The organism is Stenotrophomonas sp. BIGb0135, from assembly GCF_024810105.1.
Lineage (GTDB): Bacteria > Pseudomonadota > Gammaproteobacteria > Xanthomonadales > Xanthomonadaceae > Stenotrophomonas > Stenotrophomonas maltophilia_AB.
Map to the genome: position 1 here is coordinate 125,172 of NZ_JANUDX010000005.1, position 13,955 is coordinate 139,126.

The window sequence follows — 13,955 nt, forward strand, 5'->3', positions numbered from 1 at the left end:
CCGCTTTCCCCTGCATCCTGGAAGGATCTGACCATGTTCCTGCTTGTCCTGGCCTACCTCGGCGGCGTACTCACCATCCTCAGCCCGTGCATCCTGCCGGTGCTGCCCTTCGTGTTCGCCCGTTCGGACCGGCCATTCCTGCGCAGCGGGTTGCCGCTGCTGGTGGGCATGACGCTGATGTTCGCGGTGGTGGCCAGCCTGGCGGCGGTCGGCAGCCAATGGGTGGCCCAGGCCAACCAGATCGGGCGCTGGATCGCGCTGGTGGTGATGGCCGTGTTCGCGCTGGCCCTGCTCTGGCCGTCGCTGGCCAACCGGCTGCTGTCGCCGTTCCAGCGCCTGGGCGCGCGGCTGAGCGCATCGGCCGATGCCGCCAGTGACGCCGGCCGCGGCGGGGTGGGCACCTCGCTGCTGATCGGCATCGCCACCGGCCTGCTGTGGGCACCGTGCGCCGGGCCGATCCTCGGCCTGATCCTCACCGGCGCGGCGTTGCATGGCGCCAGCGTCGGCACCAGCGGGCTGCTGCTGGCTTACGCGCTGGGCGCGGCGACCTCGCTGGCCCTGGCGATCTGGATCGGCGGGCGGGTGTTCGCCGCGCTCAAGCAGCGCCTGGGCGTGGGCGAGTGGATCCGCCGCGCGCTGGGCGTGGCCGCGCTGGTGGCGGTGGTGGCGATCGGCATGGGCTGGGACACCGGCGTGCTGACCCGCCTGTCCACGGTGAGCACGGCCAAGCTGGAACAGGGCCTGCTGGATGTGCTGCCCGTCCAGGGGCCGGCGGAAGGCGGATCGATGATGATGGCCGCCGACGCACCGGCGGGTACGCCGTTGCCGGTCGAAGGCACCCTGCCCTCGCTGGCCGGGGCCACCGGCTGGCTCAACAGCCCGCCGCTGAGCGCCGAGGCGTTGCGCGGCAAGGTGGTGCTGGTCGATTTCTGGACCTACTCGTGCATCAACTGCCTGCGCGCGATGCCCTACGTGCGCGAGTGGGCCGAGCGCTACCGCGACCATGGCCTGGTGGTGATCGGCGTGCACGCGCCGGAGTTCGCCTTCGAGCGCAGCCTGGGCAACGTGCAGGGCGCGGTGAAGGACCTGAAGGTCACCTACCCGGTGGCCATCGACAATGATTTTGCGATCTGGCGCGGCTTCAACAACCGCTACTGGCCGGCGCATTACTTCATCGATGCACAGGGCCGTATCCGCGCGCACCACTTCGGCGAAGGCAACTACGCCCAGTCCGAGCAGATCATCCGCCAACTGCTGCGCGAGGCCGGCAACACGCTGCCCGGCGAGCCGGCGCAGGCGATGGCGATGGCGGGCGCGACACCGCGCGATGGGGTGGAACAACAGGCGGACATGCGCAACTTGAAGTCGCCGGAGACCTACCTCGGCCATGCACGCGCGCAGAGCTTCGCCTCGCCCGGCGGGCAGCAGCCGGACCGGGCCACCGACTACACCGTGCCGGCCACGCTGGCGCTGAACCAGTGGGCGCTGGGCGGGCGCTGGACGGTGGGCGATGAAGACGCTCGCCTGGAGGCGCCCGGGGGCCGCATCGCCTTCCGCTTCCATGCCCGCGACCTGCACCTGGTGCTGGCCCCGGCGGTGGATGGCAGGCCGGTGCGCTTCCGCGTGCGCATCGACGGCCAGCCGCCGGGTGCTGCCGCCGGCGGCGATGTGTCGGCCGACGGCAGCGGCCAGGTCGGCGGGCACCGGTTGTATCAGTTGATCCGCCAATCCGGCGAGGTGCGCGAACGGACGTTCGAGATCGAGTTCCTCGATCCGGGTGTGCACGCCTACGCCTTTACGTTCGGTTGAGCCCTGGAGGCCTTCGATGAAGATCGCAATGGACAAACTGGTTGCCGGCGGCATCGCCGCGGTGATCGCGGCACTCACGCTCACCGCCGTGCTGAGTGTGGATGGCCCGGTGCATGCCGCGCAGGCACAGGCGCCGGTCACCGTGCCCGCACCGAGCGGCAGCGCCGATGTCAGACAACCCGGCATCACGCGCGCGCAGGTGGTCTTCGCTGGTGGCTGCTTCTGGGGCGTGCAGGGGGTGTTCCAGCACATCAACGGGGTGGACAACGCGGTGTCGGGCTACATCGGCGGCAGCGCGGCCGATGCCAGCTATCCGCGCGTGGGCAGTGGCCGCACCGGCCATGCCGAGGCGGTGCAGGTGACCTACGATCCGTCGAAGGTCAGCTACGGACAACTGATGCAGGTGTTCTTCTCGGTGGTGCATGACCCGACGCTGCTCAATCGGCAGGGTCCGGATCGCGGCACCCAGTACCGTTCGGCGGTGTACGTCGATGACCCCAAACAACGCGACGCCACGCGCGCTTATATCGACCAGCTGCAGCGCGCCAAGGCGTATGCGGCGCCGGTGGTCACCCAGGTCGACGGCGGCAAGCGTTTCTACCCGGCCGAGGGCTATCACCAGAACTACCTCACCCTGCATCCGGAATCTCAGTACATCCAGATCAACGATGCGCCCAAGGTGGCGGCCCTGAAGCAGCAGTATCCGGCGCTGTACCGCGAGAAGCCGAGGTTGGTGTCGACGTTGTCTGCGCGGTGATGCTTTTCCTGTAGATCGTCGATGTCCGCTTCTCCCGCGCTGGTCGGGGGTGTGTGGGTTCGCGGGACACGCTGCAAGTACATCCTTGTAAGCTCGTTTACGCCATCCCTGGCGTACGACGGTCCCGCGAACCCCCACACCCCCGTCCCAGACAGTGGGCTGGTAGCCGTCGAAAACCCTGGAAGCGCGAAGCAAAGACAGCAAGGCTGATGCTTGTAGCTGATGCTTCGCTGCGGCTGCCGCTGTAGCTGTGCTTGAGCCTGTTCGCTGCGCCCCAGCCGACTGTCTGGGGCGGGTACGGGTGGGCTTGCGGGACCGTCGTACGCCATGGATGGCGTACGCGAGCCTACAGGGACGTACTTGCGGCGTGTCCCGCAAGCGCACCCGTACCCGCCCAAACCAGCGAAAGCCCGCACACGCCGGCCGTTGATCTGAAAAAAACGCACGGCGAACACCGCACCGCCGTGCGCGAGGGAATGGCCAGGATGCGCGGCGGCGGTGGCCTGGCGCGCTGACAGGACCATGCTAGGCTGCGCCAGGAAGCGGATACAGAGCCAGTGTTTGGCCATCCGCATGGTTACAGATTCCTGCGGGCACCCGATGGCAGCCAACCTCTACCAGACCCTGGCCGACGAAATGGCCGATGCGATCCACAGCGGCCGGCTTCCGGTGGGCACGCGGCTGCCCTCGTTGCGCGGTCTCGCCGCCCAGCGCCAGCTCAGCCTCAACACGGTCATCGCCGCCTATCGCCAGCTTGAAGACGCCGGGCTGGTGGTGCCGCAGCCGAAGGCCGGCTTCGTGGTCAGCGCGCGCCTGGCCGAGCCCACCCGCTCGCTGCGCCAGGCCCCCTCGCTGGCGACCACCCAGGCCCAGCAGCTGATGATGGCCCGTGTGCTGGCGGCGCAGCAGCAGCCCGGCATCGTCGACCTCGCCTTCGCCGGGCCCCGGGGCCGCCGCTTCTATCCCGGCGACAAGCTCGCCCGCAGCACCGCACAGGTACTGCGCCGCGCCGGCATGGTGGAAACCTACGCGCGCCCCAATGCCGCTACCCGCCTGCTCGAACAGATCGTGCGGCGCGGCCCGCGGCTCGGGCTGCACACCAGCGTCGAACGCCTGGTGCTCACCCACGGCGCGATGGAAGCGCTGCAGCTCGCCTTGCGTGCGGTCACCCGGCCGGGCGATGCCGTGGGCATCGAAGCGCCGTCGTATTTCAACCTGTATCCACTGCTCAGCAACCTGGGCCTGAAGGCGATCGAACTGCCCACCGACCCGCGCCTCGGGCTGGACGTGGGCGCCGTCGCCGCGCAGCTCGAACAAGGCGCGCTGGCCGCGATCGTGGCCATGCCGAGCGTGCATAACCCGCTTGGCTTCACCATGCCGGTGGCCGAGAAGCAGCGGCTGGCCGCGCTGGTGAACCACCATCGGATTCCGTTGATCGAAGACGCGGTGTACGCCGAACTGCAGTTCCAGGAGCCGCTGTCGCCCCTGCTCAAAGCGTTCGATGACGATGGCTGGGTGATGGTGGTCAGCAGCTTCTCCAAGACTCTGGCCCCGGACTACCGGGTCGGCTGGCTCGATGCCGGGCGCTTCGCTGCGGACATCCAGCTGCTCAAGTTCCAGTCCACCGGGGCCGAACCGCGCCTGCTCGGCGAAGCGGTCGGCGCGTTCCTGGAAGCGGGCAGTTATGAGCAGCACCTGCGCCGGCTGCGTCGCCTGTACAGCGACCAGGTACGGCGCGTGCGCAGCCTGATCGCCCAGCACTTCCCCGCCGGCACCCTGGCCACCCAGCCCACCGGCGGCTTCCTGTTGTGGGTGGAACTGCCGCCGGGCATCGACACCGGCGAGCTGTTCGAGCAGGCGCTGGCGCACGGCGTGGTGTTCATGCCCGGCCAGGTCTATTCGCGCGGCGCGCGCTACCGGCATTGCCTGCGGCTGTCCTGCTGCCAGGAGCTGGACGAGCGCTATGTGGCGGCGATCAGCACGCTGGGCCGACTGGCCTGCGCCCTGCGCGGCGGATGAACGCTCCCCTCAACCGCACTCCGCGCCAGCCACCCATGGGGTGGCTCTACGCGGATTGGAACCCTGCCATGGTCGCGCCAGCCACCCATGGGGTGGCTCTACCCGGTTGGGGCCGGCCAGGGTAGCGCCACGCCATGCGTGGCTGCCTCGCCGCGCTCGGACGCCTTACGCCTCCTGCAGGCGCAGGCAATCCGCCAACCCGGCCGGGTCCGCCCCGGGCGCGAACGGCAGCCGCCCCAGGCAGGGCATCGCCAGGCGCGCGCGCAGCAAGGCCATGTTGTCGTCGATGCGCGCCATCTGCGGGTCCACCTCGTTGCCGATCCAGCCGATGCAGGTTGCCCCGCTGGCCGCGATCGCCGCGGCGGTCAGGCGCGCGTGGTTGAGGCAGCCCAGGCGCAGGCCGACCACCATCACCACCGGCAGCCGCAACGCCTTGACCAGGTCGTCCTGGTCGAGCGTGCCCGACAACGGTGCCAGCCAGCCGCCCACCCCCTCCACCACCACCGTGTCGGCCTGCGCCCGCAACCGCGCGAAGGCGGCCTCGATCGGCGCCAGCGCCAGGCTCACGCCGGCTTCGGCGGCGGCCAGCTCCGGCGCCAGCGGCAGGGGCAAGGCGTACGGGTTGAGGTCGGCATAGGCCGGGCGCGGGTCGCTGGCCGCCAGCAGCGCGGTGGCGTCCTCGTTGCGCAGGCCGTCCGCGGTCAGCTCACAGCCGCTGGCCACCGGCTTCATGCCCACCGCGCGGCCGCCCTGCCGGCGCAAGGCGTGCAGCAGCACGCAGCTGGCGAAGGTCTTGCCGATGCCGGTGTCGGTACCGGTCACGTACAGGGCGGGGGGCGGATTGGCGGTCATCGGCGTAGCGGTCGGGAAGGTGCGGTGCATTATCGACGGTCCCGGCGCAGCCCGCTGCTTGCTAGACTCGGCCCATGTTCGATACTTCCACGCTCACCGGCAGCAAGCCGGAACAGTACGGCCAGCTGCTGGCCCAGGCCCGCGCGCTGGTGCATGGCGAGCGCGACCGCATCGCCAATGCAGCCAACCTGTCCGCGCTGGTCTACCACGCGCTGCCGCACCTCAACTGGGTCGGCTTCTATTTCTACGACGGCACCGAGCTGGTGGTCGGCCCGTTCCAGGGCCTGCCCGCCTGCGTGCGCATCCCGCTGGACAAGGGCGTGTGCGGCGCGGCCGCCAGCCAGCGGGTGACCCAGCGCATCGAGGACGTGGAGGCCTTCCCCGGCCACATCGCCTGCGATTCGGCGTCGCGCTCGGAACTGGTGGTGCCGCTGGTCAAGGGCGATACGCTGATCGGCGTGTTCGACCTGGACAGCCCGTCACTGGCGCGCTTCGATGCCGAGGACCAGGCCGGGCTGGAAGCGATCGCCGCGGTCTTCGTGGAGGCGCTGGGATGAGCGTCAAGCTGCGCAACATCGGTCCCAAGAGCGCGGCATGGCTGCGCCAGGTCGGTCTGCGCACGCCCGAGGAGCTGACCGCGATCGGCGCGGTCGGCGCCTTCGTCAAGGTTCGCCGGGCCGGCTTCAAGCCCAGCCTCAACCTGCTCTACTCGCTGGAAGGCGCGCTGCAGGACTGCCACTGGCAGGAGCTGCCGGAAGCGCGCCGGATCGAACTGGTCGCCGAGTACGACGCGATCATCGCCGACAAGCCGCTGAAAAAGGCCCCGCCGGCGTCCGGCCCGGTCTACGACCGCACCGCCGAGCGCCGCGATGACGACGACAGCGGCGATGCGCCGCCGTTCGACACGGACGACGAGCGCGCCTGATCAGGCCTGCTGCAGTTCCAGCAGCTCGCCCCAGAGGCGGTCGCCTTCGCGCTCCACGCGCAGCTGCAACCGCGTGCCGTGATCGATGCGCAGCGCCCAGCACATCGCCATGGGCATCCCGCAGACCTGCGACAACACCATGCGCAACGGTCCGCCGTGGCTGACGATCAGCGTGGACGGCGCGTCGGGCTCATCCAGCAGGCGATGCAGGCCACGCACGATGCGCCGCTCGAAGTGGCCCCAGCTCTCGCCATGCGGCGGCGGGTTGGCATGCGGGTCCAGGTGGAATGACGACAGCTGCTGCATCGGCAGTGCGTCCAGCGCCTGGCCATCCCAGTCCCCGAAATCGAGTTCTTCCCACTCGTCATCGGCGATCACGGCCAGCCCGCGCGGCAGCGCCAGCGCATCGGCGGTGGCCAGCGCGCGTTGTCGCGGCGAACTTAGTACGCGTTCCCAGCCAAGCGCGGCATACCGGGCGCACAGGGCATCGGTACTGCCTTCGTCCAGGGCCGGGTCGGTGCGACCGTCCAGGTGGCCATCGCGGCCGGTGCTGGCGTGGCGGATCAGGTCGAGGATCATGCCACGCCCCGCCGGCGACCCGCTGCGACGGGCCGGTGGGGGTCACGGGCGTCGGTGCCGGAGTGCTGCAACCACAGTGGGGTCATGGAGATCACATCGAAAAAGCGAGGCATATTCTAACCGCTGCGCTCCATCCCCCCGGCCGATGGCTTAGACTGCGCGCACTTTCAGGTGACCTGGGGCTGCGATGCCGCCAGGTTGAAACGGGAAGCCGGTGACGCGTCAGGCCCTGTGCCACGCCGCCACTCCGGCGCTGCCCCCGCAACGGTAAGCATGGATACACCAGGCAACACGCCACTGTGCTCCGGCATGGGAAGGCGCCTGGCGCGATGGCACCGCCATCGACATGCGAGCCCGGAGACCGGCCTGGAAGACGACTGGTTGCGATGCGGCGGGCATGGCGGCGGCAAGCGGCGCCGTGTGCCCGCTCTCCGTCGAGTGACTCCCTGCAGCGCGATCATCCCCACCCCTTGCCGCGCGGGCGTGCGCGGTGCATGGAGTCATCGATGAAGCTGCAAACCCGCGTTCTTTCCCTGGCCGTACTGTCGGCCCTGCCGCTGCTGGCATCCGCACAGGACGACACCGCCGCGCTGGACCAGGTGCTGGTCACCGCCACGCGCACCCCGATCGCCCTGCAGGACAGCATCTCGCCAGCGCAGGTGATCGACCGCGCCGAGATCGAGCGCAGCCAGGCGCCCTCGCTGCAGGACCTGCTGCGTGGCCGTGCCGGCATCAACCTCAACAACAGCGGTGGCCTCGGCAAGCAGAGCTCGCTGTTCCTGCGTGGTACCAACTCGGCCCACACCCTGGTGCTGGTCGACGGCGTGCGGATCAATACCGGCGACCTCGGCCTGGCGATGATCCAGGACCTGCCGCTGGCGCAGATCGAACGCATCGAGATCGTGCGCGGCCCGCAGTCCAGCCTGTACGGCGCCGATGCAATCGGCGGCGTGATCCAGATCTTCACCCGCCGCAACACCGGCACCTTCGCTCCGCACCTGCAACTCGGCGGCGGCAGCAACGGCCTGCGCGAGGCCAGCGGCGGCTTCGGCGGCAGCGGCGAGCGCGGCTGGTTCGGCACCGACATCGCTTACCAGCACACCGACGGCATCAACGCCTGCCGCGGCGATGCGGCCACGTTCGCCGGCTGCGGCGCCGACGAACCCGACCGCGACGGCTACCGGAACCTGTCCATGAGCCTGCGTGGCGGCTACGCGCTGACCGACGCGCTGAGCGTGGAAGGCACCGCGCTGCGCGCCAAGGGCGAGAACCACTACGACGGTTACTACAACTACTCGGAGACGCTGCAGCAGGTGCTCGGCGGCAAGGTCCGCTACAGCCCCGGCGAGCGCTTCAACCTGACCGTCAACGTCGGCCGCGCCGACAACGAGTCGGAAAACTACAACGGCAGCACCTGGCTGGGCGCGGCGCAGACCCACCGCGACAGCGCCTCGGCGCAGGCCGACATCGACATCGCCGACGGCCAGCTGCTCAGCGCCGGCGTCGACTGGAGCCAGGACAACCTGGACGGCAGCAGCGCCGGCTACCTGGTCGACAGCCGCGACAACACCGGCGTGTTCCTGCAGTACCAGGGCCGCTTCGGCGCGCACCACCTGCAGGCCAGCGTGCGCAACGACGACAACGAACAGTTCGGCAACCACACCACCGGCAGCCTCGGCTGGGGCATGGAACTGGGGAGCGGCTTCCGCCTCAACGCCAGCTACGGCACCGCCTTCAAGGCGCCGACCTTCAGCGACCTCTACGATCCGTGGAGCGGCGTGCCGGGCCTGGATCCGGAGACCTCCAAGAGCGCCAACCTCGGCATCGCCCAGCAGGGCGACGGCTGGCGCTGGGGCCTGGATGTGTACGAAACGCGCATCGATGACCTGATCACCTACGACGCCACCACCTTCATGATGTCGCAGGTGGAGAAGGCGCGTATCCGTGGCGCGGAACTGACCGGCGCGATCGCCTGGGCCGGCTTCGACGTCAATGCCCAGCTCAGCCACACCGATCCGCGCAACCGCACCGATGGCAGCGCGCAGTTCGACAACTGGCTGGCACGCCGCGCGCAGAACACCGCCCGCCTGGACATCGACCGCAGCTTCGGCGGCTTCCGCGCGGGCATCACGGCCAACGGTGCCGGCAAGCGTTATGACAATGCGGCCAACACGGTGCGCCTGGCCGGCTACGGCACGGTCGATCTGCGCCTGGAATACGCGCTGAGCCGTGACTGGTCGGTGCTGGGTCGGGTCAGCAACGTGTTCGACCGCGAGTACGAAACGGTGGGCTGGTACAACCAGCCCGGCCGCGAGTACCGCCTGAGCGTGCGTTACCAGCCGAGGTAATGCCGGGCCGCCCCAGGCATCCCGTAGTGCCGAGCCATGCTCGGCAACTCGAATGCCGATCCACCCCAGGCATCCGTAGTGCCGAGCCATGCTCGGCAGCCCGAATGCCGATCCACCCCAGGCATCCGTAGTGCCGAGCCATGCTCGGCAGCCCGAATGCCGATCCACCCCAGGCATGCCGTAGTGCCGAGCCATGCTCGGCAGCCCGAGTGCCGCTCCACCCCAGGCATGCCGTAGTGCCGAGCCATGCTCGGCAGCCTTTCCAGCCGTCGCGCCACCAAGGCGCGACGCGCTCCCGCTCCCCCAACAACACCCAAGACAGCGGGCAAGCAGCCTTGGACCAGCAAAACACACCAACCACCGGCCGTCTCACCAACCCCACGCCTGCTCCGTGGACCAGGGCTTCACCCGCGCTATAGCGCCAGCAATTCCTGAAGGTCATCCATCACCGCCACGGCCTGGACGGTGTCCAGGTCCAGCCCGCGCGGATACCCATAGCGCACCAGCGCCACCGGCATGCCCGCATCGACGGCAGCGAGGTAATCGGTGATCGAGTCGCCCACCATCAATGCCGCCTCCGGCGCTACGCCGAAGTGCGCGGCGATATACCGCAGCGGTGCGCCGCTCGGCTTGCGCTCGGGCAGCGAATCGCCGCCGAGCACCACGGCGAACACCGCCTGCAGGCCGAAATGCTGCAGCAGCGGCGCCACCAGAGCCGATGGCTTGTTGGTGCAGATGGCAAGCCGCACATCACGCGCCTGCAATGCCTGCAAGGCCGGCTCGACGCCGTCGAACAGGCGCGGACTGCGCAGCAGGCAGGCTTCGTAGTGACGCATGAAACCGGGCATCACCGCGTCCAGGTCGGTCTGGCTGCCCGCCGCATCGAAGGCCTGTTCCACGAGCCGCCGCACCCCATCGCCGATCCAGGTCAGCACCGTGGCCTCGGGCACGCGCGGCAACTGCCAGTCCTGCAGGGTGCGGTTCAGCGCCTCGGCAATATCGGCCGCGCTGTCCACCAGCGTGCCATCCAGATCGAACACCACCAACGGATACGGATACGACAAGACGCGACTCGCTTCAACGACGTGGGAAGGCACAGTGTACGCCGCGCGCTGGGCGCGCCCGCTCACCCGCACTTGACTGCACCGCGCGTGCGAGGCGACGCACGTCGTCCTCAGATCCGCGCCAGGAAATCCGTGCTCGCGAAACGCTCCACCAGGAAATCCAGGAAGCTGCGCATGATCGTCGGCAGCTGCCGGCGCGATGCGTACACCGCATGGATGCCCAGGCCTTCCACGTCGTACTCGGGCAGCACTTCAACAAGCTCGCCACTGCGCAGCAGCGGGGCAATCTGGTAGGTCGGCAGCATCGCGATGCCCGCACCGGCACGCACCGCTTCGAGCAGCAGCGAAGCTTCGTTGGCGCTGATGTTGCCGCCTACCGCCACCGCGATCGCACGGCCGTCGCGCTGCAGGTGCCACACGCTTTTGCCGACGTAATGGTGCGTCAGGCAGTTGTGCCCGGCCAGTTCGTCGGCGGTGGTCGGCGTGCCCCGCTCGGACAGGTACGACGGCGCCGCGCACAGCACCGAGCGGCACGGCGCCAGCCAGCGCGCAATCAGCCCCGGGTCGATCGCCCGCGAGATGCGCACGGCGATATCCACGCGCTCTTCGACCAGGTTGACCACCCGATCCACCAGCAGCAGTTCCACCCGGGTCAGCGGGTGGCGCTTGACGAAATCGGCGACCGCCGCGGCCAGGTGGATCTGCCCGAACGACACGCTCGCCGTGACCCGGATCAACCCGTGCGGCTCGGGATTGTCGGTGGCCAGCTCGCCATGCAGCTCATCGCCGATCGCCAGCATCTGCCGGAATCGCAGCAGCGCCGCCTCGCCGGGCGCGGTCAGGCTGATCCGGCGCGTGGTCCGGTGCAGCAACCGCGCGCCCAGCCAGCGCTCCACCTCGGCCAGGTAGCGGGTGACCATCGCCCGCGACATCTCCAGCGCCTCGGCCGCGGCGGTGAGACTGCCGCGCTCGACCACCTCCACGAACACATGCATCGCGGTTATCCGGTCCATCTGATCGATCCGTGCAACAAATTAGACCGTTATACGCGGTTTTTCGTACGATTCATGGCGCATACGCTGGCCTTCCTTCCTCAACGGATCCGCCCCCATGAAGATTGCCCTCGTTGGTGCCACCGGCAACATCGGTCGTGAAATCGCCCGCCAGGCCCTCGCCCGCGGTCATCAGGTCACCGCCATCGTGCGCCGTGAGAACGACCTGCCGGCCGAACTGGACGGCGCCCAGCTGGCCGTCGCCGCGCTGGACGATACCGATGCCCTGGCGGCGGTGATCGCCGGCCACGATGTGCTGGCCAGCGCCTTCGGCCCGCGTCCGGGCGATGCGCCCGGCACCGTCACCAGCGTCAGCGCGGCGCTGGTCAAGGCTGCGCGCCAGGCCGGCGTGCCGCGCTTCATCATGGTCGGCGGTGCCGGCAGCCTGGAAGTGGCCCCCGGCGTGCAGCTGGTGGATACCGAGGGCTTCCCGGACGCCTACAAGCCGGTCGCCCTGGCCGCGCGCGACACGCTCAGGCAGCTGCAGGCCGTCGATGACCTCGACTGGACCTTCTATTCCCCCGCTGCCGAGATCGGCCCGGGTCCGCAGCGCGGCGGCTTCCGCACCCAGGCAAAAACCTTCCTCGCGGCCGCCGACGGCCACAGCCGGATCAGCTACGCCGACTACGCCGATGCGTTCGTCAGTGAGATCGAGACGCCGCAGTACGTGCGCCAGATCGCGACGGTTGCGTATTGAAGCAGGCGCCGGCCGGTGGTCGGCACCGACAGAGCAGCCGAGCATGGCTCGGCTCTACCTTGTCCCGGTGTGATGCCGGGGCCGTACCGAAGCGCCTGCCGGTGCTCGGCGCCGATAGAGCAGCCGAGCATGGCTCGGCTCTAACCCGGTCCCGGTGTGATGCCGGGGCCGTACCGAGGCGCCGGCCGGTGGTCGGCGCCGACAGAACAGCCGAGCGTGGCTCGGCTCTACCCGGCCCCGGCGTGATGCCGGGGCCGTACCGAAGCGCCGGCCGGTGGTCGGCGCCGATAGAGCAGCCGAGCATGGCTCGGCTCTACCCGGTCCCGGTGTGATGCCGGGCCTGTACCGAAGCGCCGGCCGGTGGTCGGTGCCGATAGAGCAGCCGAGCGTGGCTCGGCTCTACCCGGTCCCGGCGTGATGCCGGGGCTGTACCGAAGCGCCGGCCTGTGGTCGGCGCCGATAGAGCAGCCGAGCATGGCTCGGCTCTACCCCGTCCCGGCGTGATGCCGGGGCCGTACCGCACAGGAAACCTTGAGATGCCGAACTTCTCGCGCACCGCCCTGACGCTAGCACTGGCCGTCGCCACCGCGCTTGGCGTGACCGCCCCCGCCATCAGCGAGGCCGCGGCTGCCGCCGCCCAGACCCATGCACTGCACGTGCAGCCCTACCATCCCGGCGACCCGGCGCTGTTCTCGGTGGCCTCCACCCTGATCACCGGCCAGCACGACGCCGTATTGATCGACGCCCAGTTCGCCGCCTCCGACGCCGCCCAGCTGGTGCAGCGCATCCGCGACTCCGGCAAGCACCTCACCACCATCTACATCAGCCACGGCGACCCGGACTACTACTTCGGCCTGGCCACCCTGCAGGACGCGTTCCCCGACGCCCGCATCGTCGCCACCGCCCAGACCGTCGCCCACATCACCGCCACCCAGGCCGGCAAACTCGCTTACTGGGGCCCGCAGATGGGCGCCGACAAACCCGCACGCATCGTCATCCCGCAGGTGCTGGACGGCACCGCCCTCACCCTCGACGGCCAGCCGCTGCGCATCATCGGCCTCGACGGCCCGACCCCGGACCGCACCGTCGTCTGGATTCCCTCCCTGCGCACCGTCCTCGGCGGCATTCCCATCGTCGCCGGCGAACACGTCTGGATGGCCGACACCCAGAGCGCGCAGTCGCATGCCGAGTGGCTCGCCACCCTCGCCACCATCAAGGCCCTCAAGCCCGCCCGCGTCATCCCTGGCCACTACGCCAGTGGCGCGAAACTGGACAGCAGCGCCCTCGATTTCACAGCGGCCTACATCCGCGCCTTCGACGAAGAAACCGCACGCAGCCGCAACGCCGATGCGTTGATTGCCGCGATGAAGAAACGCTACCCCACCCTCCAGGGCGTCAGCTCGTTGGAGGTGAGTGCGAAGGTCGCCAAGGGTGAAATGCAGTGGCCGTGACATTGGATTGAAGCGAGGTAGAACCGCCGCACTTTTCGCAGCTCGAACCATCACCGCATGTTGAAACACGATCGGCGATCCATCGGGATGCGACCCGATTGCGGCACAAACTGCCGCCAGCGATGAGGCACCGCATCGTTCGCAGCTCATGCCACCGCCAGATGATGAAGCACGGTCGGCGATCGATCCCAATGCAACCCAACTGAAAAAAATGCCGCCTCCCTAAACAGGGTACTGCTCCTAGCAGTCGCAGTCGCAGTCGCAGTTGCAGTTGCACTTGCCGTTGCACTTGCCGTTGCACTTGCCGTTGCACTTGCCGTTGCACTTGCCGTTGCAGTTGCAGTTGCAGTTGCAGTAGCCGTTGCACTTCCCCTGCCCACCGACACGGTATCAAAGGGTGGC

The 13,955-nt window shown here is 69.1% G+C and carries 12 protein-coding genes and 1 riboswitch; of the genes, 8 read left to right on the top strand and 4 right to left on the bottom strand.

What is annotated here, in order from left to right; genetic code table 11:
* Positions 1 to 33 precede the first annotated feature (33 nt).
* The 3 genes from M2421_RS12585 to M2421_RS12595 all read left to right on the top strand — a co-directional run bounded on the left by M2421_RS12585 (position 34) and on the right by M2421_RS12595 (position 4,585).
* Positions 34 to 1,809, top strand: a complete 1,776-nt coding sequence (locus M2421_RS12585) for a cytochrome c biogenesis protein DipZ (RefSeq protein WP_259207153.1) — start codon at positions 34 to 36, stop codon at positions 1,807 to 1,809.
* Positions 1,810 to 1,825: 16 nt separating this feature from the next.
* Positions 1,826 to 2,566, top strand: coding sequence for a peptide-methionine (S)-S-oxide reductase MsrA (gene msrA, locus M2421_RS12590; RefSeq protein WP_259207155.1), 741 nt, complete (start codon positions 1,826 to 1,828; stop codon positions 2,564 to 2,566).
* A gap of 600 nt (positions 2,567 to 3,166) precedes the next feature.
* Complete coding sequence (locus M2421_RS12595; RefSeq protein ID WP_259207157.1) at positions 3,167 to 4,585, top strand: PLP-dependent aminotransferase family protein; 1,419 nt, start codon at positions 3,167 to 3,169, stop codon at positions 4,583 to 4,585.
* Between the two features lie 165 nt (positions 4,586 to 4,750).
* Here M2421_RS12595 and bioD read toward each other — a convergent pair whose 3' ends face one another.
* Complete coding sequence (bioD, locus tag M2421_RS12600; protein WP_259207419.1) at positions 4,751 to 5,437, bottom strand: dethiobiotin synthase; 687 nt, start codon at positions 5,435 to 5,437, stop codon at positions 4,751 to 4,753.
* Positions 5,438 to 5,511: 74 nt separating this feature from the next.
* On the opposite strand from bioD, the gene M2421_RS12605 reads away from it, so the two are divergent.
* Both M2421_RS12605 and M2421_RS12610 read left to right on the top strand, forming a co-directional pair.
* On the top strand, positions 5,512 to 5,994 hold the full coding sequence (locus M2421_RS12605) for a GAF domain-containing protein (RefSeq protein ID WP_259207159.1): 483 nt from the start codon (positions 5,512 to 5,514) through the stop codon (positions 5,992 to 5,994).
* On the top strand, positions 5,991 to 6,362 hold the full coding sequence (locus M2421_RS12610) for a TfoX/Sxy family protein (RefSeq protein WP_259207161.1): 372 nt from the start codon (positions 5,991 to 5,993) through the stop codon (positions 6,360 to 6,362). Before M2421_RS12605 ends, M2421_RS12610 begins: the two co-directional genes overlap by 4 nt.
* Here the strand turns inward: M2421_RS12610 and M2421_RS12615 are convergent, their stop codons facing one another.
* Positions 6,363 to 6,941, bottom strand: a complete 579-nt coding sequence (locus M2421_RS12615; protein WP_259207163.1) for a histidine phosphatase family protein — start codon at positions 6,939 to 6,941, stop codon at positions 6,363 to 6,365. It abuts the gene before it with no gap.
* Positions 6,942 to 7,093: 152 nt separating this feature from the next.
* Positions 7,094 to 7,326: riboswitch (cobalamin riboswitch) on the top strand.
* A 121-nt stretch (positions 7,327 to 7,447) separates the two neighbouring features.
* Between M2421_RS12615 and btuB the strand changes: the two genes are divergently transcribed.
* A complete protein-coding gene (btuB, locus tag M2421_RS12620; RefSeq protein WP_259207164.1) occupies positions 7,448 to 9,289 on the top strand; it encodes a TonB-dependent vitamin B12 receptor in 1,842 nt (613 codons plus the stop codon).
* A gap of 413 nt (positions 9,290 to 9,702) precedes the next feature.
* Here btuB and gph read toward each other — a convergent pair whose 3' ends face one another.
* Complete coding sequence (gph, locus tag M2421_RS12625; RefSeq protein ID WP_259207166.1) at positions 9,703 to 10,353, bottom strand: phosphoglycolate phosphatase; 651 nt, start codon at positions 10,351 to 10,353, stop codon at positions 9,703 to 9,705.
* A gap of 110 nt (positions 10,354 to 10,463) precedes the next feature.
* Positions 10,464 to 11,366, bottom strand: coding sequence for a LysR family transcriptional regulator (locus M2421_RS12630; protein WP_259207169.1), 903 nt, complete (start codon positions 11,364 to 11,366; stop codon positions 10,464 to 10,466).
* A 97-nt stretch (positions 11,367 to 11,463) separates the two neighbouring features.
* Here M2421_RS12630 and M2421_RS12635 point away from each other — a divergent pair, with 97 nt between their 5' ends.
* Positions 11,464 to 12,102 carry an NAD(P)H-binding protein gene (locus tag M2421_RS12635; protein ID WP_259207171.1) on the top strand — a complete coding sequence of 213 codons (639 nt, stop codon included), beginning with the start codon at positions 11,464 to 11,466 and terminating at the stop codon, positions 12,100 to 12,102.
* A gap of 536 nt (positions 12,103 to 12,638) precedes the next feature.
* Positions 12,639 to 13,553, top strand: coding sequence for an MBL fold metallo-hydrolase (locus M2421_RS12640; RefSeq protein ID WP_259207173.1), 915 nt, complete (start codon positions 12,639 to 12,641; stop codon positions 13,551 to 13,553).
* Positions 13,554 to 13,955: the final 402 nt, after the last annotated feature.

Excerpts from the sequence above, each read along its gene's own strand:
- btuB (WP_259207164.1), top strand. The coding sequence starts at position 7,448 with ATGAAGCTGCAAACCCGCGTTCTTTCCCTGGCCGTACTGTCGGCCCTG.
- M2421_RS12615 (WP_259207163.1), bottom strand. The coding sequence starts at position 6,941 with ATGATCCTCGACCTGATCCGCCACGCCAGCACCGGCCGCGATGGCCAC.
- M2421_RS12630 (WP_259207169.1), bottom strand. The coding sequence starts at position 11,366 with ATGGACCGGATAACCGCGATGCATGTGTTCGTGGAGGTGGTCGAGCGC.
- M2421_RS12635 (WP_259207171.1), top strand. The coding sequence starts at position 11,464 with ATGAAGATTGCCCTCGTTGGTGCCACCGGCAACATCGGTCGTGAAATC.
- M2421_RS12610 (WP_259207161.1), top strand. The coding sequence starts at position 5,991 with ATGAGCGTCAAGCTGCGCAACATCGGTCCCAAGAGCGCGGCATGGCTG.
- M2421_RS12605 (WP_259207159.1), top strand. The coding sequence starts at position 5,512 with ATGTTCGATACTTCCACGCTCACCGGCAGCAAGCCGGAACAGTACGGC.
- M2421_RS12640 (WP_259207173.1), top strand. The coding sequence starts at position 12,639 with ATGCCGAACTTCTCGCGCACCGCCCTGACGCTAGCACTGGCCGTCGCC.
- M2421_RS12585 (WP_259207153.1), top strand. The coding sequence starts at position 34 with ATGTTCCTGCTTGTCCTGGCCTACCTCGGCGGCGTACTCACCATCCTC.
- M2421_RS12595 (WP_259207157.1), top strand. The coding sequence starts at position 3,167 with ATGGCAGCCAACCTCTACCAGACCCTGGCCGACGAAATGGCCGATGCG.
- msrA (WP_259207155.1), top strand. The coding sequence starts at position 1,826 with ATGAAGATCGCAATGGACAAACTGGTTGCCGGCGGCATCGCCGCGGTG.
- bioD (WP_259207419.1), bottom strand. The coding sequence starts at position 5,437 with ATGACCGCCAATCCGCCCCCCGCCCTGTACGTGACCGGTACCGACACC.